The sequence below is a fragment of the Neisseria sp. MVDL19-042950 genome (genome assembly GCF_030504625.1).
In the GTDB taxonomy this organism is placed as follows: Bacteria; Pseudomonadota; Gammaproteobacteria; order Burkholderiales; family Neisseriaceae; genus Neisseria.
This window is the reverse complement of record NZ_JAUKWH010000007.1, coordinates 1-22,166: the sequence shown is the minus strand read 5'-3', so window position 1 is coordinate 22,166 and position 22,166 is coordinate 1. Positions and strand designations below refer to the sequence as shown.

The window sequence follows — 22,166 nt, the reverse complement described above, 5'->3', positions numbered from 1 at the left end:
TTGATAAAAATAATTTTAAATATCTATAAATAAGATCAAAAAAGATGTGAACTATCATAAACAAAATTATAAAATAAGCAATAATCGTATAGACGCCATAGAAACTAGTAAAGAAATCTCTCAATCCACTTTCAAGATCACTCAAACCGTTAGCAGCCATTGTAAATTGAGCCGAGCGCAACGGCTTTGCACCATTGACGGGCATTCGGGCTAATTAAAATCATGCTAATCTCCAAAAAGAAAAGCCGCACAATCGCGGCAGACATAAAAAAACCGGCATCAAACCGGAAGACATTGCACGAAGGCAAAACTAAAATTCTTCAAATACATCCCAAGAAGCGTAAACTTTTAGCGGCTCTTCAACCCGCACAACAGCAGATATTCATTGCCTTTATCGGCAGCCTTGGCAACTGCTTTTATCGGTGTTGTGGCAAAAAAGGCGTTTCCGCTCAACCGCGCATAACGGTTGCGCACTTACACAACATACTTGCATGTCTCGCGATACGGCAGAATGCCGTGGTACTTATCAACTGCGCCTTCACCGACGTTGTATGCAGCAACAATATGGTCAAAATTGCTGTTAAAACGATCATTCAAGAAGCACAAGTAACGTGTACCTGCAATGATGTTTTGCTCAGGGTCGTATAGATGCTTCGGATTCACACCCATTCGTGCTACTGTCGGCGGAATCACCTGCATCAATCCACGGGCATTTTTATGAGATGTAGCATTACGATTGCTTCGACTTTTCGCATATATCACCGCCCAGACAAGGTTTTTATCTAAACCCTGCAATGTTACGTGTTTTTCAATCAGCACTTGGTATTCAGGGTAGATACCTGCCGCAGTGGCTTTTGAGGAGGTCAGCGCCAGCAGCAGTACCAGCAGAATTTTTTTCAAATGATGCTCCTTTCACAACGATTATGGAAAGAAAAAAACGAAAATTTAAACATCCAACATATAAAAAAAGATGCTTAAATTTTCGTTCATTGGGTGCGTCTTATTTGTACCTAAAATAAGCTGATAAGTGCTGTACATGACTGAATGTGCAAACATCACTACTTAGCATTATCAATTAGTTATATTTTTATCTTTGGTCTGTTAATCCGCAGGTCCCTGGTTCGAGCCCAGGTCGGGGAGCCAGATTTAAAAGCCTGAACAAATTGTTCAGGCTTTTTTCTATGTACGGAAATCAAACATCTCTTTATCTTCTTATTCTCGCCGCTGCTTTCAAAATCAGAAAAATTCAACTTTGGGATAAAGCGAATTGCCATCTGCTTCCAAGCAAAATCTTCTTTTAGTTGAAGAATGAAAACCTCGGCATAGCTGCATTCCTTTCCAACCTGCCCCCGTTTCATCGGCTATGCAGTCCGCAATGTAAATACCTCCAAATCTTGATAACAATTTCTGCCGATATACAATACGATAATCTCTTACCGGTACCTTAATCCCCAAAGGCCGTCTGAAAACAACCTCCGAATAATTGAACTTTTCAGACGGCCTCCCAGCCTATGGATAATATACCTATGCCCACTCCGTCGCGGTGGCTGCCAATGTTGCTGGCGATTGCTATTTTCATGCAAATGCTTGATGCCACGATACTGAATACCGCCCTGCCTAAAATGGCGGTTGATCTGAATGAATCGCCGTTAAACATGCAGTCTGCGATTATTGCTTATGTGCTGACATTGGCTTTGCTGATTCCATTGAGCGGCTATTTGGTTGACCGTTTCGGCACGCGCAATGTGTTTGTGGCGGCAATGGGGTTGTTTATGACCGGCTCGCTGCTGTGTGCCGCCGCGCCCAATCTGACCATGCTGGTTATTGCCCGTATCGTGCAAGGTTTAGGGGGTTCGATGCTGGCCCCCGTGCCCCGCCTCACTTTAATGAAGGTGTACGACAAATCACAGCTCTTAAATGCGATTAATTATGCGGTGATGCCCGCCCTCATCGGACCGGTGGTCGGGCCACTGGTAGGCGGTTATTTGGTGGAATACGCAAGCTGGCATTGGATTTTCCTGCTGAACCTGCCCATCGGCGCATTGGGTATTTGGATGTCTATGAAAATCATGCCGAACATCAAAGGCGAAAGAGGCCGTTTCGATATGCTCGGCTTTCTGCTATTTGCCGTGGCAGCCTGCTTTTTGAGTTTGTCGGTAGAATTGGTTACGCATCCCAATGCTTTATTGTTTTCCGCTTTAACGGCCATCATCGGCATAGCGGCTTTGTGGCTCTACCGCGAGCATGCCAAACATGATGAAGATCCGCTGTATGCCGCACATTTATTTCAGGTGCGCACGTTCCGGCTCGGCCTTATCGGGAATTTGGCCAGCCGCTTGGGGATCAGCTCCATACCGTTTCTGCTGCCGCTCCTTTTTCAGGTGGCCTTCGGCTTCAGTGCCAGCTTGTCGGGTTGGCTGGTTGCTCCGGTTGCGTTGGCATCGCTGCTGGTCAAACCGCTGATCAAACCGATCATGACCCGTTTCGGCTACCGTAACGTATTGGTGGCCAACACCCGCATACTCGGTTTACTGATTATGGCGGTTGCTCTGCCGGTTGCAGAAACACCTTTGTGGCTATGGGTTGTATTGCTGCTGGCGATGGGGGTGTGCAACTCCATCCAGTTTTCCGCCATGAATACTCTGACCATTGCCGATTTACGCCCTTATCAAACGGGCAGCGGCAACAGCCTGATGGCGGTCAACCAACAGCTCGCCATGAGTTTCGGCATTGCCTTAGGCGCATTGATGCTGCAATGGTGGAGCCAAAGCGGCCTTATCGGGCCAAACCTGCACACTGCCTTCCGCTGCACCTTTATCGGCACCGGCACCATTACGCTGTTATCCAGCCTGATATTTACCCGTTTGCACCGCTCGGACGGCAGCAGCCTGACAAGTGTCAAAAAAGGGTAAAATACACGGTGTTTGCAACCTGTTTCAGAGGCCGTCTGAAACACCTTTTTAAACAGATGAAATTTAAACTTACCTGCCTAATGATATCTGCCCTCCTTTCCGGCTGCATGAGTCTGCCCACATTGGAGAACCGCACCGTTACGCAATATCTCGACGTGCCGCCTTCTCCGCGCCTGAAATCCGCCTTGAAGCCCACCCAAGGGGAAGATACTGATGTCGGAGCCGACACTTCCGGCATCTACATTTTGGATGATGCCCACGACGCGTTCGTCGCCCGTGCGACATTGATCGAATCGGCCGACCATACGCTCGATATCCAATACTACATCTGGCACAACGACGTTTCGGGCAAGCTGCTGTTCAATATGCTACACCGTGCGGCCGAGCGCGGCGTGCGTGTGCGTCTGCTGCTCGACGACAACAACACCAACGGTTTGGACAACGTATTAACCGCGCTCAACAGCCATCCGAACATCGAAATCCGTCTGTTCAACCCTTTCCTTTCCCGCAAATGGCGCGCGCTCGGCTACCTCACTGATTTCCCCCGCCTCAACCGCCGCATGCACAACAAATCGCTTACCGCCGACAACCATGCCACCATCGTGGGCGGCCGTAATATCGGCGACGAATATTTCAACGTCAGCAACGACACCGTATTTGCCGATTTGGACATTCTCGCCACCGGCCGCGTAGTTACCGAAGTTTCCGAAGATTTCGACCGCTATTGGGCGAGCAACTCTTCTTATCCGCTCGAACGCATCATTACCCGCGCCGATGCCGCCGAAGGCTTCCGCGAGCTTGCCCACAGCGACAGCGACAAAAACAATATTCTTGTCGGCTACCACCGCGATTTGGAAAACTCTCGTCTGTTTGAAGCGATTAAAAACAACCAAATCGCATGGCGGCACGCCAAAACCAAATTGATTAGCGACGATCCTTCCAAAGGGCTCAACCGCAACCGCAGCAAACCGCTCATCAGCGAAAAATTGGATGAAGCCTTAGGTTCGCCCGAAAAAGAAATTTATCTGGTATCACCCTATTTCGTGCCGACCAAAGCCGGCAGCCGCGCCATTTCCGAACTGATCAAACAAGGGGTCGGCGTTACCGTGCTGACCAATTCCCTTCAGGCAACCGATGTGGCGGCCGTGCATTCCGGCTACGCCAAATACCGCAAGCCGCTGCTGAAATCGGGGGTGGAGCTTTACGAACTGAAACCCAGCCATGCCGTGCCGAAAAGCAAGGACCGCGGCTTAACCGGTAGCTCGGCCACCAGCCTGCATGCCAAAACTTTCATCATCGACCAACAACGCGTGTTTATCGGTTCGTTCAACCTCGACCCCCGCTCCGCCCGCCTGAACACCGAAATGGGCGTGGTCATCGAAAGTCCCGAATTGGCTCAAAACATGCAGCGTACACTGGTCAACACCACGCCTTCTTACGCCTATAAAGTAACCTTAAACCGACACAACAAACTGCAATGGCAAGACCCGGAAGACCGCCTTATCCACCCCAAAGAGCCGGAAGCGGGCTTCTGGAAACGGATAACGGTAAAAATACTGTCGATATTGCCGATTGAAGGGCTGCTTTAAACAGCGGATAAAAAGAGGCCGTCTGAAAACCAACTCTGGTGTTTTCAGACGGCCTCTTTATCGAAATAGCTTATTTCAGCATATTCTTAATTACGCCCATCACGCTGCGTGAAATGGCACGGGTAACTTGCTTGTTGATCTGGTCGCCCACGCTGTCGGCCAAATCATACGCCACGCCTTGATTGGCTTTTTTGCGGCTGCCGAACAAACCGCCCAAGAAGCCGCCGACTACGCCGTCTTTCTGCGGCTGTGCGGCGGCTGCTTTCTCCGCTTTGGCCTGCTCTTTCGCCGCGGCTTCGGCCTGCTTCGCTTCGGCTTGCTGCTGCTCCAATTCCGCCAATGCTTCGTAGGCCGAATAGTTGTCGACCATGTCTTTGTAGTGGCGGTAGAGAATATCTTTTTGGAACTTCTCGTCGCGTTCGGCGGCGGCCAGCGGGGTCAGGTTGGATTGCGGCGGCAACACCAACGCACGCTCCACCGGCATCGGCATGCCTTTTTCATCCAAAAACGACACCAGCGCCTCGCCTACGCCGAGTTCGGCAATCGCTTCCACCACGTTTACATTCGGATTGGTGCGGAAAGTTTCGGCGGCGGCTTTCACGGCTTTTTGGTCGCGCGGCGTGAACGCCCGCAAAGCGTGCTGCACGCGGTTGCCGAGCTGCCCCAAAATCGTGTCGGGCAGGTCGAGCGGGTTTTGGGTAACGAAATACACGCCCACGCCTTTCGAGCGGATCAGGCGCACCACTTGTTCGATTTGCTCCACCAGCGCGGCGGGGGCGTTGTCGAACAGCAGATGCGCTTCGTCAAAAAACATCACGAATTTGGGCTTATCCAAATCACCCACTTCCGGCAGGGTTTCAAACAGTTCCGCCAACATCCACAGCAAAAACGCGCTATACATGCGCGGCGAACGCATCAGTTTTTCGGAATTCAGAATATTGATCACGCCTTTGCTGCCTTCGGTCTGCATCCAGTCTTCCAGATTCAGCGCAGGCTCGCCGAACAGGTTTGCCGCCCCTTCGTTTTCGAGCGTCAGCAATTGCCGCTGCACCGCGCCGACGCTGGCGGGCGATACGTTACCGTATTGGCTGCGGTATTCGGCGGCATTATCGGCAACGTGTTTGAGCATTCCGCGCAAGTCTTTCAAATCGATCAGATGCCAGCCGTTGTCGTCGGCCACACGGAACACCAGATTGAGCAAGCCTTCCTGCGTGTCGTTCAGGTTCATCAGCCGCGCCAGCAGCATCGGCCCCATTTCGGAAATGGTTACGCGCACGGGCACGCCGGTTTCGCCGAACACATCCCAAAAGCGCACGGGAAAGCCTTGCAGCCAGCCGCTGCCCAAACCGAATTCGGCAATGCGCTCGGCCACTTTGCCGCTGTCGCTGCCTGCGTTCACAATGCCCGACAAATCGCCTTTCACGTCGGCCAGAAACACGGGAATGCCCGCTTCGCTGAAGGCTTCGGCCATGCGGCGCAGGGTAACGGTTTTGCCCGTACCGGTCGCTCCGGCGATCAGGCCGTGGCGGTTGGCCATTTTGCCTTGGATTTCCAGCGTGTTGCCGCCTGAACGGGCGATGGGGAACGTAGTCATTTCGGCTTCCTTGAGCGTCGGGTTTCAGATGCGGTATTGTCTTATGATTTCCGGCGGCTTGCAAATCACGAAAACAGCAAGAGGCCGTCTGAAACTTTTCAGACGGCCTCTCGCCTGCCGATTGCTACATCGCGCCGTAATTCGGCCCGCTTGCCCCTTCGGGGCAAATCCAGATGATATTCTGGGTCGGGTCTTTGATATCACAGGTTTTGCAATGCACGCAGTTTTGGGCGTTGATTTGCAGTTGCGGTTTGCCGCCCTCTTCCACGATTTCATACACACCCGCCGGGCAATAGCGGGTTTCGGGGGCCGCGTATTCCTGCAAATTCACGTCGAGTATGGTTTGCGGATTTTTCAGCGTGAGGTGCGACGGCTGGTTTTCTTCATGGCTGATGTTGGCTAAAAACACGCTGCTGAGGCGGTCGAACGTCAGTTTGTTATCAGGTTTCGGATAATCGATTGGACGGCAGGCCGCGGCTTTTTTCAGCGAACCGTGGTCGGTGCCGTGGTGTTTGATCGTCCACGGTGTTCTGCCCTTGAAGACATATTGTTCCAAACCTGTATAAGCCATCGCGGGGAACAAGCCCCATTTAAACGACGGGCGGATATTGCGTGCGGCGTAAAGCTCACGGTAGGCCCAGCTTTGTTTGAACAAATCTTCATAAGCAACGGCTTCTTTGCCGTGTTCAAACGATTCGACCTCTTCTAAATTTTCCAAAATCGGGAATACAGCCTCGGCGGCCAACATGGCCGATTTAATGGCGGTGTGGATGCCTTTGATGCGTGGCACGTTCAAGAAGCCCGCCGCATCCCCCACCAGCACGCCGCCTTTAAACGAGAGCTTGGGCAGGCTTTGCAGACCGCCCTCGTTAAGCGCACGCGCGCCGTAAGCGATGCGGCGGCCGCCTTCAAAAGTTTTGCGGATTTCGGGGTGGGTTTTGAAACGTTGGAATTCTTCAAATGGTGAAAGATAGGGGTTTTGATAATCCAAACCGACCACGAAGCCGACGGCCACCTGATTATTGTCGAGATGGTAGATAAACGAACCGCCGTAGGTTTTGCTATCCAACGGCCAACCCGTGCTGTGCACCACCAATCCGGGTTGGCAACGGCCTTCGGGCACTTCCCAGATTTCTTTGATGCCGATGCCGTAGGTTTGCGGCTGGCAATCGCGGTCGAGCGCGTATTTTTGGATGAGTTGTCGGGTAAGCGAGCCGCGGCAGCCTTCGGCGAAAATGGTTTGCTGCGCCCACAATTCCATGCCGGGCTGGAAATTGTCGGTCGGTTCGCCGTCTTTGCCCACGCCCATATTGCCGGTAGCGATGCCTTTTACCGAGCCGTCGGGATGGTACAGCACTTCCGATGCGGCAAAGCCCGGATAGATTTCCACGCCGAGGTTTTCCGCCTGCTCCGCCAGCCAGCGGCACAACGCGCCGAGGCTGATGACGTAGTTGCCGTGGTTATTGAAATTGGGGGTAACGGGCAGCTTAATGGCTTTGTTTTTGGTGAGGAACAGCACTTTGTCGGCGGTCACGCTGCGGGTAAGCGGTGCGTCCAATTCTTTCCAATCGGGCAGCAGTTCGTCCAACACCAACGGGTCGATCACCGCGCCGGACAAAATATGCGCACCCACTTCCGAACCTTTTTCCACCACGCAGATGCTGGTTTCGCGGCCCGCCTGTTCCGCAAGCTGTTTGAGCCGGATGGCGGCGGATAATCCCGCCGGGCCTGCGCCGACAATCACAACATCGTATTGCATGCTGTCGCGTTCAATGGTTTCGGTCATGGTTGGAGTTCCTGTGCTGTTTTGTTTAACGGCCGTCCGGTTGGAAATGTGTTTTCAGACGGCCTGTATATTCGGCTTGCAATCAAACATGTAATTATACAACACCGCAAATCTGCGAAGAAAGCATACTGCCATTGTATTGAGCGAGATTAAAAAAAGCCGGAACCTTATCCGGCATCGAGGCAAGGTTTCCGACCGTCTGAAAACACCTTTGCTTTAAGAAAACGCCGCCGCGCCTTTGTTTGCCAACGCATCGGCACGTTCGTTTTCGGCATGCCCCGCATGGCCTTTCACCCAAGCCCATGTTACGTCGTGTTTCCTCACCAGCGTATCCAGTTCGCGCCATAAGTCTTCATTTTTTACCGGCTGCTTCGACGCGGTTTTCCAGCCGTTTTTCTTCCAGCCGTGTATCCAGCTTTCCATGCCGTTTTTCACATATTGCGAATCGGTGCAGATTTGCACGCTGCAACGGCGTTTCAATGCTTTCAACCCTTCGATAACGGCGGTCAGTTCCATACGGTTGTTGGTGGTTTCGGCCTCGCCGCCGAACAATTCTTTTTCGTGCGTGCCGTAGCGCATCAGCACACCCCAGCCGCCTGCGCCGGGGTTGCCTTTGCACGCGCCGTCGGTGTATAGGTAAACGGTTTTTTCCATATCAATCTGCTTGATTCGTCACGGGCGCATCATATCACAGGCCGTCTGAAAAACCTTTTCAGACGGCCTCGGCATATCGCGGCAAACGGCTTGGAAGCCAAGCCCGATTTTGGTGCCGCGGCTTAGAATTATCCGCTTCTTCCGCTATAATGCATTCTTTTCACGCACATTTCCGCCGCTTATGAACGCCCGCAAAACTTATCTGCTCGGCATCGCCTTTTTTACGCTTTTATTCATGGCTTTAGTATTGCTCGGAAGTTGGCTGCTTTCTATCGGAAGCAAACAATTTGCCGTCGCCGGCTTTTTATTCGCCTTTGCCGCCGTGTTCGGCCAGATTGCCTGTCTCGCCCTCTATATCCGCCAAGTGGCGCGGAATAAAGCCATCCAAGCCGCGCGCATGCAGGCGGAACAACAGGAAAACAAACATGTTTAAACAAATCGTCTTGGCCAGCGGCAATGCCGGCAAACTCAAAGAATTCACCCGCTGGTTTGCAGGCCGCCATATCGAAGTGCTGCCGCAATCCGCATTCAACGTACCCGAATGCCCCGAACCGCACGTTACTTTTATCGAAAACGCCATCGCCAAAGCCCGCCATGCCAGCAAACACAGCGGCAAACCGGCACTGGCCGACGACAGCGGTATCTGCGTGCCCGCTTTGGGCGGTGCGCCTGGCGTTTATTCGGCACGCTTCGCCGGCGAAAACCCGAAATCCGATGCCGCCAACAATGCCAAACTATCCGCCGAACTCGCCGGCAAGGCCGATCAAAGCTGCTATTACGTTTGCGTGCTGGTTTTGGTGCGCCATGAAAACGATCCGCAGCCGATCATCGCCGAAGGCATCTGGCGCGGCGTTTGGCAGCAGCAGGCGGCGGGGGAAAACGGCTTCGGCTACGACCCGCATTTTTATCTGCCTGAATTAGGCTGCACCGCCGCCGAACTTGACCCCGATACCAAAAACCGCATCAGCCACCGCGGATCGGCATTGGTTGAATTGAAAAAGAAAATCGATTTGCTGTATCCGCAATAAAACCCGCATAGGCCGTCTGAAAACCATCGTATAGCCGATAAACTTATTTTTGATACCAAGCGGCAAGCCGCAGCCGGTGCAAAGAGCACAGAACCGATTCTGGCCACTTGCGGCGGTCTGCAACATCATTCTCTTCGAGCTAAAGCACCGCAGCAGAAACAAAGTTTATTTGCCGCAAACTTTCAGACGGCCTCTCCTTGACCCTTTCGCTCTCCTTTGAGGCCGTCTGAAAACGCCTACCGCCTTATACCCGACCATGACCGAACTCAGCTTCACCCGCGCAGGCCACCTTACCGCCCTGCCCCCCTTATCGCTCTACATCCACATACCGTGGTGCGTGCGCAAATGCCCGTATTGCGACTTCAACTCGCATCAAGCCAAAAGCGACTTGGCCGAACAAGCCTATGTTGATGCGCTGCTGGCCGACCTGCAAACCGAACTGCCCAACGTGTGGGGGCGGCCCGTCGAAACGATTTTTATCGGCGGCGGCACTCCCAGCCTGTTTCAGGCGGCCTCGATAGACTGTCTGCTCAGCGGCATCCGTTCGCTTGTCAAACTGCAACCGCAAGCCGAAATCACGCTCGAGGCCAATCCGGGCACGTTTGAAAAAGAGAAATTTCAGGGGTTTAAAGACGCAGGCATCACGCGGCTATCCATCGGCGTGCAGAGTTTCAACGATGCCGCACTCAGCGCATTGGGGCGCATCCACAACCGCAGCGAAGCCCTGAATGCCATCGAAACCGCCCTCGGCCTGTTTGAAAAAGTGAACGTCGATATCATGTATGCGCTGCCGAACCAAACCGTTCAGACGGCCTTATCCGACATCCAAACCACCATCGCTACCGGCGCAAGCCACATCAGCGCCTACCATTTGACGATGGAGCCGAACACGCCTTTCGGACACACGCCGCCGAAAGGCCTGCCGCAAGACGAAACGGCGCAAGATATCGAAGATGCCGTTCACGCCGAGCTTTTAAGCGCAGGTTTCGAGCATTACGAAACTTCCGCCTTCGCCCGCCACAACCATCAATGCCGCCACAACCTCAATTATTGGCAGTTCGGCGACTACATCGGCATCGGTGCGGGTGCGCACGGCAAGATTTCCTACCCTACCCGCATCGAACGCACCACCCGCAAGCGCCATCCCAACGATTATCTTGCCGCCATGCACAGCCATCCTGCCGATGCCATCGAACGCAAACCCGTGGCGGCCGAAGATTTGCCGTTCGAATTCATGATGAACGCGCTGCGCCTGACCGACGGCGTGCCCGCCGCATGGCTGCAAGAGCGCACCGGCATCTCGCCCGCGCACATCGCAGCGCAAATCCGTACCGCGCAACAGCAAGGGCTGCTGGATACCGATCCGCAATTTTTCAGACCGACCGAACTGGGGCGGCGGTTTCTCAACGACTTGCTGCAATGTTTTTTTATGAGGCTTACAATAAGCCCAAATAAAACATATGGATAAAAACCGCCAGGCCGTCTGAAAAACAAGTTGTTCTTTTCAGACGGCTTTTTTGTTTTGACATTCATTTTCCCAAGCATTATCCTGCCAGCCGTTTATTCAATCTTTCCGATTTTCCACATGAGCACTCCCACTCTGCGCCGTGCCGTTTATGCAGGCAGTTTCGATCCGCCCACCAACGGCCATTTATGGATGATCAGCCGCGCACAGGCCATGTTCGACGAACTGATTATCGCCATCGGTGTCAACCCTGAAAAACACAGCACCTACACCGCCGAAGAACGCCGCGAAATGCTGGAAGCGATTACGCAGGAATTCCCCAACGTGAAAGTAACCATCTTCGGCAACCGCTTTTTGGTGGACTACGCTTACAGCATCGGCGCGCGTTTCGTGGTTCGCGGCATCCGCACCGCCTCCGACTACGAATACGAACGCTCGATGCGCTACATCAACAGCGATTTGCAGCCCGACATCACCACCGTTATCCTGATGCCGCCGCGCGAATTCGCCGAAGTGTCGTCCACTATGGTCAAAGGCATGGTCGGCCCCGAAGGATGGCGCGAGATGATTCGCCGCTACCTGCCCGAAGCGGTGTATCAAAAAATTCTGAAAGACCACGAAAACTCGGATTAACGCGCCCCGAAGTTAGAAAAAGGCCGTCTGAAAGCGAACCTTATGAGCTTTCAGACGGCCTTTGCCTTTGTGATTTGATAAATCTACCTATCCGTACCTTCCGTACAGATTGCTTCGCGCGGCACGTTCCGCATGTCCCAATGCGCCGCAGCCCATGCCAGCAGTTCTTGCGGTTTGTCCACTTCCGGCGCATCGGGCAGATTCAGGTATGTCGTTATCTGCCGCAGCAGCCGTTCCCGCGCGTTTAAATCCAATGCCGGAGCCAGCGTCTGTTTCGACCATTTCTGCCCTTGCACATTAACCAGCAACGGCAGGTGCGCATAGTGCGGCACGGCATAGCCCAAACAGCGTTGCAGCCAAATCTGGCGCGGAGTGGACACCAGCAAATCCTGCCCGCGCACGATATGCGTGATGCCCTGATCGGCATCATCCGCCACCACCGCAAGCTGATACGCCCAAAAACCGTCCGCCCGAAGCAGCACGAAGTCGCCGATGTCGCGGGCGAGATTCTGCTCATAATGCCCGACGATTTCGTCGTCGAAGCCCACCACTTCGTCGGGCACGCGCAGCCGCCATGCCGGCGTTTTAGCCGAATCGTTTTCAGACGGCCTGTAATCGGGCTTGCCGCACTTGCCGTTATACACGAAACCGTCCGCCCCCAACCGCGCTGCCGCCTGCCAGTCTTTACGGCTGCAATAGCAGGGATACACCAGCCCTTTGTTTTTCAGACGGCCTAAAGCGTCTTCATAAAGTGCATAACGGCGGCTTTGATACGCCACTTTGCCGTCCCACTCAAAACCGAATGCTTCGAGCGTACGCAAAATATCGTCTGCCGCCCCCGCCATTTCACGCGGCGGGTCGAGGTCTTCCATCCGCACCAGCCATCTGCCGCCGTGCGCTTTGGCATCGGCGTAAGAAGCCACGGCGGTAAGCAGCGAACCGATATGCAGCAAACCCGTGGGGCTGGGCGCGAAACGTCCGGTGTACATCATTTTTGAATTCATTGTCTTGCGGATAAAAAAACAAAACCGCATGAAACGGCTGCTTCATGCGGTTGGGTATTTTGGTGGGTCCGGTGGGGTTCGAACCCACGACCAAGGGATTATGAGTCCCCTGCTCTAACCCCTGAGCTACAGACCCGGGTTATGAAAGGCCGCTATTGTACCACACTTTACTGCCGAAACAAGGCCGTCTGAAAAGATGTTTTCAGACGGCCTTGTTATTTTTGAAGTGAGTATTGGGATTCGAACCCAACAAAACCTAGCATTTTGCTCTCTCGCCCAGCACATCGCACCAAGCTACTCACATACATCACATACATTTTTAAGATTGTATAGGCAGAGTTACCAATGAATTACTCAAATAACTAAAAATAGCACCTAAGACACTAATTGCATTGAAAATAATATTAAGTAATAATTCCATAACGCTATTCCTTTCTTTTATAGATGATAAAGATAAAAATTGATTTATTGACAATAAAAGAAAAATGGCAATAGAGAATATTAATAATATTTCATTGGCCGCTAGGATTACGCTGCCTATACAACCTTAATTTTATTATTATACAAGATTATATAAGGCTTATGTTAAGTGTTGTCTAAATAATTAAATCTCACAATTCATTACAACCCCAGCTCGCTCCACATCGCATCCACTTTCGCCACGGTGGCTTTGTCGCGCTCAATCACGCGCCCCCATTCGCGGTCGGTTTCGCCCGGCCATTTGTTGGTGGCATCCAAGCCCATTTTGCCGCCCAAGCCTGAAACGGGGCTGGCAAAGTCGAGGTAGTCGATCGGCGTGTTTTCTACCAACACCGTATCTCGCACGGGGTCCATGCGGGTGGTAATCGCCCAAATCACTTCTTTCCAGTCGCGGCAGTCCACATCGTCGTCCACCACCACAATGAATTTGGTGTACATAAACTGGCGCAGAAAACTCCAGCAGCCCATCATCACCCGCTTGGCGTGCCCCGCGTATTGCTTTTTGATGCTGACCACGGCCATGCGGTACGAACAGCCTTCGGGCGGCAGGTAGAAATCGACGATTTCGGGAAACTGCTTTTGCAACAGCGGCACGAACACTTCGTTCAATGCCACGCCCAGCACGGCAGGTTCGTCGGGCGGTTTGCCGGTATAAGTGCTGTGGTAAATCGGATTTTCGCGCATAGTGATGCGTTCCACCGTAAACACGGGAAACCAATCCTGCTCGTTGTAATAGCCGGTGTGGTCGCCGTAAGGCCCTTCCAGCGCGGTTTCATCGGGGTGGATAACGCCTTCGAGCACGATTTCGGCACGCGCGGGCACTTGCAAATCGCTGCCGATACATTTCACCAATTCGGTACGCGAACCGCGCAGCAAACCGGCAAACTGATATTCGCTCAAGGTATCAGGCACCGGCGTTACCGCGCCCAAAATAGTAGCCGGATCACAGCCCAATACCACCGCCACGGGGTACGGCACACCGGGGTGGGCTTTTTTATGCGCCTGAAAATCCAACGCGCCGCCGCGGTGTGCCAGCCAGCGCATAATCAGCTTGTTTTTGCCGATAAGCTGTTGGCGGTAAATGCCTAAATTCTGGCGTTTTTTATGCGGGCCGCGGGTAACGGTAAGCCCCCATGTTACCAGCGGTGCAATGTCTTCCGGCCAACAATGCTGAATCGGAAGTTTGCTTAAATCGACGTCGTCGCCTTCAATCACGATTTCTTGGCACGGCGCTTTTTTCACCACATTCGGTGCCATGCTCCAGATGTCTTTCAGCAGCGGCAGTTTGGAAAACGCGTCTTTAATGCCTTTGGGCGGCTCCGGTTCTTTCAGATAGGCCAGCGTTTTGCCGATTTCGCGCAGCTTGTCCACACTGTCCGCCCCCATGCCCATCGCCACCCGCTCGGGCGTGCCGAACAGATTGGCCAGCACGGGAAAATCGTAACGCGAACCGTCTTGCCGCACCGGATTTTCAAACAACAGCGCCGGCCCGCCGACACGCAACACGCGGTCGGCAATTTCGGTCATTTCCAAATGGGGAGAAACCGGCAAACCGATGCGCTTGAGTTTGTTTTCCTGCTCAAGTTTTTGGATAAAATCACGCAGATCGTTGTATTTCATCAGATTACTTTCGAGGCCGTCTGAAAAGCCGTTTTCAGACGGCCTGTTGATAAGAAACAGATAAGAACGGCGGATTATAGCAGAAGGCCACTTCATTATTCAGGAGGCCGTCTGAAATACTCTTGCAACCGTTCCTCCGCTATAATCACGTTTTTACCTTACGAACGGAAACCCCATGTTCGCCGAAGCCGCCAAACAACTTTCCACTGTGCGCGACCTTTTGCGCTTTGCCGTCAGCCGCTTTAACGATGCCGGGCTGCATTTCGGCCACGGCAGCGACAACGCCCACGACGAAGCCGCCTACCTGATTCTGCACACCCTCAATCTGCCGCTCGACATTCTCGACCCGTATCTCGATGCCAAATTACTGCAAAGCGAAATCGTAGAAGTGTTGGAATTAATCGAACGGCGCGTTACCGACCGCGTGCCGGTTGCCTACCTTACCAATCAGGCTTGGCAGGGCGATTTCGACTTTTACGTCGACGAGCGCGTGATTGTGCCGCGTTCGTTTATTTACGAGCTGCTGGGCGAACCGCTGCAACCGTGGATAGAACACGAAGAACTGGTTCACCGCGCTTTGGATTTATGCACCGGCAGCGGCTGTTTGGCGATTCAGATGGCACACCACTACCCCGCCGCCGAAATCGATGCCGTCGATTTAAGTTTGGACGCATTGGAAGTGGCCGCCATCAACGTTGAAGACTACGGCCTGCAAGACCGCATCAACCTGATACACACCGATTTGTTTGAAGGCTTGGAAGGCACGTACGATTTAATCGTTTCCAACCCGCCCTATGTGGATGCCGAATCGGTTGACGAACTGCCGCCCGAATATTTGCACGAGCCGGAGCTCGCCCTCGGCAGCGGTTCGGACGGCCTCGATGCCACCCGCGAAATCATCTTGCAGGCAGCGAAGTTCCTCAACCCCAAAGGCGTACTGCTGGTGGAAATCGGCCATAACCGCGACGTGCTCGAAGCCGCCTACCCCGAACTCCCTGTCACTTGGCTGGAAACCAGCGGCGGCGACGGCTTCGTATTCCTGCTGACACGCGAACAATTGCTGGGCGAAGAATAAACCTGCCGTTCCATACCAAAAGGCCGTCTGAAAACTTTTCAGACGGCCTCAAATATTTCAACTGCTTATTTCCAAACCAGCAACGCATGATTGCGCTTGCCGCGGCGGATAATCGTGTATTTGCCGAAGCGTTTGTGTTCGTCGGTAATCAGGTAGGCATCATCGGGCTTTTCGGCGGTGTGTTCGGGATTGTTGAACACGGCTGTTTCACCGTTGAGCAAAACCGCTTTGTTCTTCACAAACTCGCGCGCTTCTTTGTTTGACTTGGCCAAACCCGCAGTAATCAAGGCTTCCACCACATTCAGACGGCCTGATACCTCAAACGCCGGCAAGCCGTCTAAAGCAAGCTGTGCATAGTCGCTTTCGGTGAGGCTGCTTTCGTCGCCGGAAAACAGACTGGCGGAAATGCGTTGCGCCGCTTCCAAAGCCTCTTCGCCGTGAATCAGGCGGGTCATTTCTTCCGCTAAAATACGCTGCGCCTCCGGTTTTACGCCGCTGGCTTTGTCTTTCGCTTCTATGGCATCAATTTCTTCAACCGACAAGAACGTGAAGTATTTCAGGAATTTATACACATCTGCATCAGCTACTTTCAGCCAGAATTGGTAAAACTGGTAAGGCGAAGTTTTTTGCGCATCCAACCACACTGCGCCGCCTTCGGTTTTGCCGAATTTCGTGCCGTCTGATTTTGTTACCAGCGGCAAAGTCAGGCCGTAAGCCGTTACTTTGTTTAAGCGGCGGCACAAATCAATACCGCCGGTGATGTTGCCCCATTGGTCGGATCCGCCGATTTGCAACACCGTGCCGTAGCGTTTGTTCAATTCGGCAAAGTCATAGCCTTGCAGCAGCGCGTAAGCAAATTCGGTAAACGAAATACCCACGTCGTCGCGCTCGATACGCTGCTTCACCGATTCTTTGTTCAACATCGCATTCACAGAAAAATGCTTGCCGATGTCGCGCAGGAAATCCAAGCAGTTCATGCCGCCGAACCAATCGTAGTTGTTCGCCATAATCGCGGCATTGTCGCCCTCAAAACTCAAAAAAGGCTTGAGCTGGTTGCGGATTTTTTCCACCCAGCCCGCCACGGTTTCCGCCGTATTCAAACTGCGCTCAACCGCCTTGAAACTCGGATCGCCGATCATGCCCGTTGCACCGCCCACCAAAGCCACCGGCGTATGCCCAGCCAATTGGAAACGGCGCAAAGCCAGCACAGGCAGCAAATGGCCGATATGCAGACTGTCGGCAGTAGGGTCGAAACCGCAATATAAAGCGATTTTTTGTTCGTTTAATAAAGCGTCTAAGGCTTCGGCATCAGTGGTTTGCGCGATTAAGCCGCGGGATTGGAGGTCTTGGATTACACTCATTTCTAAATAAATCCTTATTTTGATTTTTAAAATTATTTTTTAAATTGAGTATTTTAAGTTTCGAAACTTAAATGCTTTATGAGTTCCTTGCATAATTCAGCAAATGTATTTAAAACAGATTCAACATAATTTTGATATTGCTTGTTTTGTAACAAAACTGTTTGACTTTTTAACTTTTCAAACTGCTTGCCTTTCCTGTGAGCAGAACTTGAAGAGCGTAAATTTTGAATATTGCGCAAAAAATTCACTTTGTCTAGTGCATTTAAAACATGCAGCTTAATTAAAATTTCTTCGAAAAGTTGTAATGATTTACTTTCATCATTGCAATCCTTGCCCAAAAAAGTCCGCATATCTTTAACATTTAATGAATCGATAGTGCTTTTAGCCAGTGCAAAAATTACGTTATCAAATTCTCTTTGGCTGTCTGCAATGAGTGTTCTAATATTTTCAAAAAAATGTTGATCTTCTTGAGATAATGGAAGAAAAAGATTCCAACCAAAATGTTCTTTCCATTTATTATTCAATTGTTCAAATTCAGATTTAAATCGAAATTCCGGGCTGCTAGAATCAGCAAACTCTCCTAAAAAACTGCGTCTAAAACTTCCCTCGCTAATTTTAAGAGACTCAGGTGGAACATTGAATAACTTCCAATACTGCTGTTCTTTATAAGGCATATCTCTACCTAAATCACCCAAAAATACAGAGACATGATTAGGTAACCCATTATCAATATGAATGCTCCATAACCCTTGACACCTTAGAGAACCATCCTGAACCTCATATTTATCGGACTCGTAATATTTTTGCATGACTTCTTTTTTAAAGAAAACAGGAGTCAAATAGTAAGGATTATTTGGATTATGCCCAAAATTATCTGCTAACTTTGAATTATCGCAGGAATAAAAATGGGGATTTTCATCATTTCCAGCAATACAGAAACTTTCATGTTTTTTAGGATCAGATTGAATTTTTTCTTGAAAAATTATTTTCTTACCATAGAATACCGAACAATACGAGTCATCAAATATTTTAGGATGGTTTTTATTAAAAATACAAACTAATTCTTCATTTTTAATGTAAGGGTGGATATGAAATTCTTTTTGATTTTCATGAAAAAGTGTTACATCCCAATATAAAATAAGATTTTTACATTTAGCAGATAGATATTCCATTAAATATTTTCAGCGTATCTCTACTTTTTTGTTATTTTTATTACTTCAATAAAATCACCACAATCATCAAAATCTAAATATCTATTATTCACACTATCATAGTAAAGATTATGAAATAAGCGAAATTCTTCTGACACTTCAACATAACCTTCTACAATATTTTTAAAATCCCTTAGATAAATAAGTCTTTCAAAGTCAGTGTTATCATAGCCAACATAATTTCTAATCCATTCTCCATTTTCATCTAAATGTTCTACAAATGATGGTAACCCTCCTGACGCAAGAAGATCCCAGCTAGCACTATTTAATGATTTCTCACAAGTTTCTAAATCAGCTAAAGCACTATACATTCCATAATGATATTTATTACTTTTATAATCTGATTCATACATTATTACCCATGTGTCTTTTCCATGACTTCCTGTAAGAAATTCATGTTTTTTTTCAAAATCGAAGCACATACTTTAATCTAAAATTATTTGATTAAAAATTTAAATGGTTGAGTTTATAACTCAACCATTTTCTTATTTTCAGACGGCCTTACTTACACATTAAACAAGAAATGAATCACATCCCCGTCCTGCACCACATATTCCTTGCCTTCTGCACGCATTTTGCCGGCTTCTTTAGCTTTGGCTTCGCCGCCTAAGGTAACGAAATCGTCGTAAGCAATGACTTGGGCGCGGATGAAGCCGCGTTCGAAATCGGTGTGAATCACGCCGGCGGCTTGCGGGGCGGTGTCGCCTTTGTGAATGGTCCAAGCGCGGACTTCTTTTACGCCGGCGGTAAAGTAGGTTTGCAGGCCGAGCAGATCGTAGCCGGCGCGGATCAGGCGGTTGAGACCGGGTTCTTCCAAGCCCATTTCGGCGAGGAATTCGGCTTTTTCTTCGTCTTCGAGTTCGGCGATTTCGCTTTCCAATGCGGCGCACACGGCGACTACGGGCGCGTTTTCTTTGGCAGCCAATTCTTTCAGGCGGTCTAAGTGCGGGTTGTTTTCAAAACCGTCTTCCGCTACGTTGCCCACATACATGGCGGGTTTGGCGGTGAGCAGAAACAGGGGGCGCAGCATGGCGAGTTCTTCTGCATCAAGGCCGAATGAGCGCACGGGTTTGCCTTCGTTGAGATGGGGCAGCAGTTTTTCGCACAAGGCAACGAGTTTTTGCGCGTCTTTATCGCCTGATTTGGCGCGCTTACCTTCACGAATAATGGCTTTTTCTACGCTGGCAAGGTCGGCCAATGCCAGCTCGGTGCCGATAGTTTCGATGTCGGCAATCGGATCGACTTTGCCGGAAACGTGCACGATATTGTCGTCGTCGAAACAGCGTACAACGTTCACGATGGCATCGGTTTCGCGGATGTTGGCGAGAAACTGGTTGCCCAAGCCTTCGCCTTTGCTCGCGCCTGCTACCAAGCCTGCGATGTCGACAAATTCGACAATGGCGGGCTGCATTTTTTGCGGGTTAACGATTTTAGCCAGCTCGGCCATGCGCGGATCGGGCACTTCGACGATGCCAACGTTGGGTTCAATCGTACAGAAGGGGTAGTTGGCCGCCTCAATACCGGATTGGGTTAAGGCGTTGAACAAGGTGGATTTGCCGACGTTGGGCAGGCCGACGATGCCGCATTTTAAGCTCATGTTTGTTCCTGAAATTCAGTAAAAATTAACGTGAAATTGTAGCATATTTCAGACGGCCTTTGGCTTACGGAAGGCCGTCTGAAAAAGCAAAGCCAAACACGCTCGCAAAGACAATAAACCGGTAATCACTCGCCGTTGTAGGGTATAATGTGCGCCTGAAAATAAGTTTACTTTGATTTATGCAAGCCGACTTTTCCCGTCCTGCTCTCGCCATTGATACCAGCACATCGTTTCTGTCGCTGGCATTGCGTGTAGGAGACAAAACCGTCAGCCGCCATGCAGAGGCAGGCAATAAGCAATCCGATTTAATTCTCCCTCAAATTACTGAATTATTTGATGAATGTAATATCCGAGCAGCAGATTTAGGAATAATCGTCTATGCGCAAGGGCCGGGAGCATTTACCGGCCTTCGCATAGGCATAGGCGTAGCCCAAGGTTTGGCTGCGCCGTTTGCCACACCGCTTGTCGGCATACCCTGCTTAGATGCGGTAGCCTACCAATTGCCTGATTTACCATGCGTGCTGGCAGCAACGGATGCACGCATGGGTGAAGTGTTCTACGCTTGGTTGGACACTAAAAACCACCGGTATCTAAGCAATTATTCGGTTGGAAAAGCTGTTGAAATCACACCACCTGAATATGCCAAAAACCCGATAGGCATCGGCAATGCCTTTGCTCTGGTTGATAAACCGCCGTTCGAAGGCACAGAAAAAATGCCCACAGCCGTAGATTATCTCAATCTGGCACTAACAGGCCATTACCCTGCTACTGATGCCGCACATGCCGAATTGCTGTATGTTCGCAATAAAATTGCCTTAACCGCTAAAGAGCAGGCAGAACGGAAGGCAACTTCATGTTGATACGCCCGGCTACTTCCCGAGACTGCTTCCATTTGGCAGAATTGGATGCGCAATGCAATCCATCATCACCATGGTCTGCCAATCAGTTTCAGACGGCCTTAAATAATCGTTTCAATACTGTTTTGGTGATCGAACAAGATAAAAAACTGAGTGCCTTCGCTGTATGGCAAACCATTTGTGGAGAATCGGAATTACACCTGATTGCTACTGCTCCTGAATACCGACGAACCGGTTTGGCTTCCCATTTGTTGTCTATCTGGTTCCAATCAGCCTTAGAACATAAAGTAGAGCGCTTATTTTTAGAAGTGAGGGAAAGCAATATTGCCGCTCAGTCGCTTTACCGAAAACTCGGTTTTAGCGAATATGGTCGCCGGAAATTATATTACACCTTATCTGAAAATATGCGCGAAGATGCTGTTTTAATGGAGAAATTATGTTAAGCAGCCGCTATCTGCACCTGCATGAAGCACTTGGCCTCGGCCCGATGTGGCTGAAACAAGGTGCAAAAGTGCTGCCCGCCGTTTCCAGTCAACAACTTACTGAGAATACCGAACAGCCATTAGTTTTCCCGCAGAAGCCTGCTATACAAGTACCATCTTCTGCTGCAATACCAAATCAGGCACGTTTAGCCGCCATCGCCGCCGCTAAAGTATCTGTGAGCAATTCCGAAACAACTTCAGACGGTTATCCCGTAACAGATAGGCCGTCTGAAAAAATTACTCCTCAATCAAAAAGCATTACTGTTTTACCTTCTAAAAATAAGATTACCCCATCAACACAATCATTAATCGATAAAATCCAACCTGCAACGGTTATGATTATTAGTGTTTGTCCCTCTTTAGAAGACAATATATCGGGGCAATTTTTCAGCGGAGAAGTAGGAACTCTGCTGGACAATATGCTTATTACAATTGGCTTAAACCCGACAGATACCCATAAAACCTGTTGGATAAAAGATGCCACCTTTGATTACAATCCACCGATTGAATACATTCAAACCGAACTTCCTCAAATTCACGCGGAACTTTCAGCCTCACAAGCAAAAGCCGTTTTGTTTTTAGGACAATTTTTTGAACAAGCCGAGCCAGCCGATATCATTACAGAGTTATGCCTTGAACTTCCTTATTTCAGCATTCCTCATCCTGCCCGCCTATTGCGTCAACCGCAATTAAAAGCACAAGCTTGGGTAGAGTTAAAAAAATTATGGAAAGCAATTCAAAAGTAAATCCAAGAATAAACAAATAGTTATATTTAATCCTTAATCTGCTCCCGCTCAAACGTCGCCGTATTGATGTTC

The 22,166-nt window shown here is 50.4% G+C and carries 21 protein-coding genes and 1 tRNA gene; 10 read left to right on the top strand and 12 right to left on the bottom strand.

From position 1 onward, the window contains the following. Positions 1 to 474: 474 nt before the first annotated feature. Together Q0X97_RS07525 and Q0X97_RS07520 are read right to left on the bottom strand one after the other, a co-directional pair. The gene (locus Q0X97_RS07525) at positions 475 to 900 is read right to left on the bottom strand and encodes a lytic transglycosylase domain-containing protein (protein ID WP_302066732.1); all 426 of its coding nucleotides are present in this window, start codon (positions 898 to 900) and stop codon (positions 475 to 477) included. A gap of 179 nt (positions 901 to 1,079) precedes the next feature. Continuing rightward, the gene (locus Q0X97_RS07520; protein ID WP_302066731.1) at positions 1,080 to 1,358 is read right to left on the bottom strand and encodes a hypothetical protein; all 279 of its coding nucleotides are present in this window, start codon (positions 1,356 to 1,358) and stop codon (positions 1,080 to 1,082) included. 153 nt (positions 1,359 to 1,511) lie between these two features. Between Q0X97_RS07520 and Q0X97_RS07515 the strand changes: the two genes are divergently transcribed. Both Q0X97_RS07515 and Q0X97_RS07510 read left to right on the top strand, forming a co-directional pair. Continuing rightward, positions 1,512 to 2,912, top strand: coding sequence for a DHA2 family efflux MFS transporter permease subunit (locus Q0X97_RS07515; RefSeq protein ID WP_302066730.1), 1,401 nt, complete (start codon positions 1,512 to 1,514; stop codon positions 2,910 to 2,912). 56 nt (positions 2,913 to 2,968) lie between these two features. Next, complete coding sequence (locus Q0X97_RS07510) at positions 2,969 to 4,501, top strand: phospholipase D family protein (protein ID WP_302066729.1); 1,533 nt, start codon at positions 2,969 to 2,971, stop codon at positions 4,499 to 4,501. 70 nt (positions 4,502 to 4,571) lie between these two features. Here Q0X97_RS07510 and Q0X97_RS07505 read toward each other — a convergent pair whose 3' ends face one another. The 3 genes from Q0X97_RS07505 to rnhA all read right to left on the bottom strand — a co-directional run bounded on the left by Q0X97_RS07505 (position 4,572) and on the right by rnhA (position 8,535). Beyond that, positions 4,572 to 6,095 (bottom strand): helicase HerA-like domain-containing protein, encoded by a 1,524-nt coding sequence (locus tag Q0X97_RS07505; protein ID WP_302066728.1) that lies wholly within the window; start codon positions 6,093 to 6,095, stop codon positions 4,572 to 4,574. A gap of 124 nt (positions 6,096 to 6,219) precedes the next feature. Then, the gene (locus tag Q0X97_RS07500; protein WP_302066727.1) at positions 6,220 to 7,881 is read right to left on the bottom strand and encodes an electron transfer flavoprotein-ubiquinone oxidoreductase; all 1,662 of its coding nucleotides are present in this window, start codon (positions 7,879 to 7,881) and stop codon (positions 6,220 to 6,222) included. A gap of 216 nt (positions 7,882 to 8,097) precedes the next feature. Further along, positions 8,098 to 8,535 (bottom strand): ribonuclease HI, encoded by a 438-nt coding sequence (gene rnhA / locus Q0X97_RS07495; protein WP_302066726.1) that lies wholly within the window; start codon positions 8,533 to 8,535, stop codon positions 8,098 to 8,100. Between the two features lie 181 nt (positions 8,536 to 8,716). Here rnhA and Q0X97_RS07490 point away from each other — a divergent pair, with 181 nt between their 5' ends. From Q0X97_RS07490 to coaD, 4 genes are all read left to right on the top strand, one after another. Beyond that, complete coding sequence (locus tag Q0X97_RS07490; protein ID WP_302066725.1) at positions 8,717 to 8,968, top strand: NGO_0222 family membrane protein; 252 nt, start codon at positions 8,717 to 8,719, stop codon at positions 8,966 to 8,968. Further along, on the top strand, positions 8,961 to 9,563 hold the full coding sequence (gene rdgB, locus Q0X97_RS07485) for an RdgB/HAM1 family non-canonical purine NTP pyrophosphatase (protein ID WP_302066724.1): 603 nt from the start codon (positions 8,961 to 8,963) through the stop codon (positions 9,561 to 9,563). Before Q0X97_RS07490 ends, rdgB begins: the two co-directional genes overlap by 8 nt. A 256-nt stretch (positions 9,564 to 9,819) precedes the next feature. Further along, positions 9,820 to 11,031 carry a radical SAM family heme chaperone HemW gene (gene hemW, locus Q0X97_RS07480; protein ID WP_302066723.1) on the top strand — a complete coding sequence of 404 codons (1,212 nt, stop codon included), beginning with the start codon at positions 9,820 to 9,822 and terminating at the stop codon, positions 11,029 to 11,031. 117 nt (positions 11,032 to 11,148) lie between these two features. Beyond that, positions 11,149 to 11,661, top strand: a complete 513-nt coding sequence (coaD, locus tag Q0X97_RS07475) for a pantetheine-phosphate adenylyltransferase (protein ID WP_302066722.1) — start codon at positions 11,149 to 11,151, stop codon at positions 11,659 to 11,661. A gap of 83 nt (positions 11,662 to 11,744) precedes the next feature. Here the strand turns inward: coaD and gluQRS are convergent, their stop codons facing one another. The 3 genes from gluQRS to ubiD all read right to left on the bottom strand — a co-directional run bounded on the left by gluQRS (position 11,745) and on the right by ubiD (position 14,765). Beyond that, positions 11,745 to 12,650, bottom strand: a complete 906-nt coding sequence (gene gluQRS / locus Q0X97_RS07470; protein WP_302066808.1) for a tRNA glutamyl-Q(34) synthetase GluQRS — start codon at positions 12,648 to 12,650, stop codon at positions 11,745 to 11,747. Positions 12,651 to 12,725: 75 nt separating this feature from the next. Continuing rightward, positions 12,726 to 12,801: transfer RNA gene (locus Q0X97_RS07465), tRNA-Ile, on the bottom strand. Between the two features lie 485 nt (positions 12,802 to 13,286). Beyond that, positions 13,287 to 14,765, bottom strand: coding sequence for a 4-hydroxy-3-polyprenylbenzoate decarboxylase (gene ubiD / locus Q0X97_RS07460; protein WP_302066807.1), 1,479 nt, complete (start codon positions 14,763 to 14,765; stop codon positions 13,287 to 13,289). Positions 14,766 to 14,940: 175 nt separating this feature from the next. Here ubiD and prmB point away from each other — a divergent pair, with 175 nt between their 5' ends. Further along, positions 14,941 to 15,840 (top strand): 50S ribosomal protein L3 N(5)-glutamine methyltransferase, encoded by a 900-nt coding sequence (gene prmB, locus Q0X97_RS07455; protein WP_302066721.1) that lies wholly within the window; start codon positions 14,941 to 14,943, stop codon positions 15,838 to 15,840. Between the two features lie 65 nt (positions 15,841 to 15,905). Here the strand turns inward: prmB and tyrS are convergent, their stop codons facing one another. The 4 genes from tyrS to ychF form a co-directional block, all read right to left on the bottom strand. Continuing rightward, positions 15,906 to 17,201, bottom strand: coding sequence for a tyrosine--tRNA ligase (gene tyrS, locus Q0X97_RS07450; protein ID WP_302066720.1), 1,296 nt, complete (start codon positions 17,199 to 17,201; stop codon positions 15,906 to 15,908). Between the two features lie 53 nt (positions 17,202 to 17,254). Continuing rightward, a complete protein-coding gene (locus tag Q0X97_RS07445) occupies positions 17,255 to 18,373 on the bottom strand; it encodes a hypothetical protein (protein ID WP_302066719.1) in 1,119 nt (372 codons plus the stop codon). A gap of 20 nt (positions 18,374 to 18,393) precedes the next feature. Next, on the bottom strand, positions 18,394 to 18,834 hold the full coding sequence (locus Q0X97_RS07440; protein WP_302066718.1) for a hypothetical protein: 441 nt from the start codon (positions 18,832 to 18,834) through the stop codon (positions 18,394 to 18,396). An 83-nt stretch (positions 18,835 to 18,917) separates the two neighbouring features. Continuing rightward, entirely contained in the window at positions 18,918 to 20,009 is a 1,092-nt protein-coding gene (ychF, locus tag Q0X97_RS07435; protein ID WP_064130235.1) for a redox-regulated ATPase YchF, read from the bottom strand. 179 nt (positions 20,010 to 20,188) lie between these two features. Here ychF and tsaB point away from each other — a divergent pair, with 179 nt between their 5' ends. From tsaB to Q0X97_RS07420, 3 genes are read left to right on the top strand one after another with little or no spacing between them, the layout of a single operon-like run. Further along, on the top strand, positions 20,189 to 20,869 hold the full coding sequence (gene tsaB / locus Q0X97_RS07430) for a tRNA (adenosine(37)-N6)-threonylcarbamoyltransferase complex dimerization subunit type 1 TsaB (RefSeq protein ID WP_302066717.1): 681 nt from the start codon (positions 20,189 to 20,191) through the stop codon (positions 20,867 to 20,869). Further along, a complete protein-coding gene (gene rimI, locus Q0X97_RS07425; RefSeq protein ID WP_302066716.1) occupies positions 20,863 to 21,309 on the top strand; it encodes a ribosomal protein S18-alanine N-acetyltransferase in 447 nt (148 codons plus the stop codon). The genes tsaB and rimI overlap by 7 nt, the downstream gene beginning before the upstream one ends. Continuing rightward, on the top strand, positions 21,303 to 22,094 hold the full coding sequence (locus tag Q0X97_RS07420; RefSeq protein ID WP_302066715.1) for a uracil-DNA glycosylase family protein: 792 nt from the start codon (positions 21,303 to 21,305) through the stop codon (positions 22,092 to 22,094). The genes rimI and Q0X97_RS07420 overlap by 7 nt, the downstream gene beginning before the upstream one ends. The last annotated feature ends 72 nt before the right edge of the window (positions 22,095 to 22,166 follow it).

Excerpts from the sequence above, each read along its gene's own strand:
- Q0X97_RS07520 (WP_302066731.1), bottom strand. The coding sequence starts at position 1,358 with ATGAAACGGGGGCAGGTTGGAAAGGAATGCAGCTATGCCGAGGTTTTC.
- Q0X97_RS07515 (WP_302066730.1), top strand. The coding sequence starts at position 1,512 with ATGGATAATATACCTATGCCCACTCCGTCGCGGTGGCTGCCAATGTTG.
- Q0X97_RS07510 (WP_302066729.1), top strand. The coding sequence starts at position 2,969 with ATGAAATTTAAACTTACCTGCCTAATGATATCTGCCCTCCTTTCCGGC.
- Q0X97_RS07505 (WP_302066728.1), bottom strand. The coding sequence starts at position 6,095 with ATGACTACGTTCCCCATCGCCCGTTCAGGCGGCAACACGCTGGAAATC.
- Q0X97_RS07500 (WP_302066727.1), bottom strand. The coding sequence starts at position 7,881 with ATGACCGAAACCATTGAACGCGACAGCATGCAATACGATGTTGTGATT.
- rnhA (WP_302066726.1), bottom strand. The coding sequence starts at position 8,535 with ATGGAAAAAACCGTTTACCTATACACCGACGGCGCGTGCAAAGGCAAC.
- Q0X97_RS07490 (WP_302066725.1), top strand. The coding sequence starts at position 8,717 with ATGAACGCCCGCAAAACTTATCTGCTCGGCATCGCCTTTTTTACGCTT.
- rdgB (WP_302066724.1), top strand. The coding sequence starts at position 8,961 with ATGTTTAAACAAATCGTCTTGGCCAGCGGCAATGCCGGCAAACTCAAA.
- hemW (WP_302066723.1), top strand. The coding sequence starts at position 9,820 with ATGACCGAACTCAGCTTCACCCGCGCAGGCCACCTTACCGCCCTGCCC.
- coaD (WP_302066722.1), top strand. The coding sequence starts at position 11,149 with ATGAGCACTCCCACTCTGCGCCGTGCCGTTTATGCAGGCAGTTTCGAT.
- gluQRS (WP_302066808.1), bottom strand. The coding sequence starts at position 12,650 with ATGTACACCGGACGTTTCGCGCCCAGCCCCACGGGTTTGCTGCATATC.
- ubiD (WP_302066807.1), bottom strand. The coding sequence starts at position 14,765 with ATGAAATACAACGATCTGCGTGATTTTATCCAAAAACTTGAGCAGGAA.
- prmB (WP_302066721.1), top strand. The coding sequence starts at position 14,941 with ATGTTCGCCGAAGCCGCCAAACAACTTTCCACTGTGCGCGACCTTTTG.
- tyrS (WP_302066720.1), bottom strand. The coding sequence starts at position 17,201 with ATGAGTGTAATCCAAGACCTCCAATCCCGCGGCTTAATCGCGCAAACC.
- Q0X97_RS07445 (WP_302066719.1), bottom strand. The coding sequence starts at position 18,373 with ATGGAATATCTATCTGCTAAATGTAAAAATCTTATTTTATATTGGGAT.
- Q0X97_RS07440 (WP_302066718.1), bottom strand. The coding sequence starts at position 18,834 with ATGTGCTTCGATTTTGAAAAAAAACATGAATTTCTTACAGGAAGTCAT.
- ychF (WP_064130235.1), bottom strand. The coding sequence starts at position 20,009 with ATGAGCTTAAAATGCGGCATCGTCGGCCTGCCCAACGTCGGCAAATCC.
- tsaB (WP_302066717.1), top strand. The coding sequence starts at position 20,189 with ATGCAAGCCGACTTTTCCCGTCCTGCTCTCGCCATTGATACCAGCACA.
- rimI (WP_302066716.1), top strand. The coding sequence starts at position 20,863 with ATGTTGATACGCCCGGCTACTTCCCGAGACTGCTTCCATTTGGCAGAA.
- Q0X97_RS07420 (WP_302066715.1), top strand. The coding sequence starts at position 21,303 with ATGTTAAGCAGCCGCTATCTGCACCTGCATGAAGCACTTGGCCTCGGC.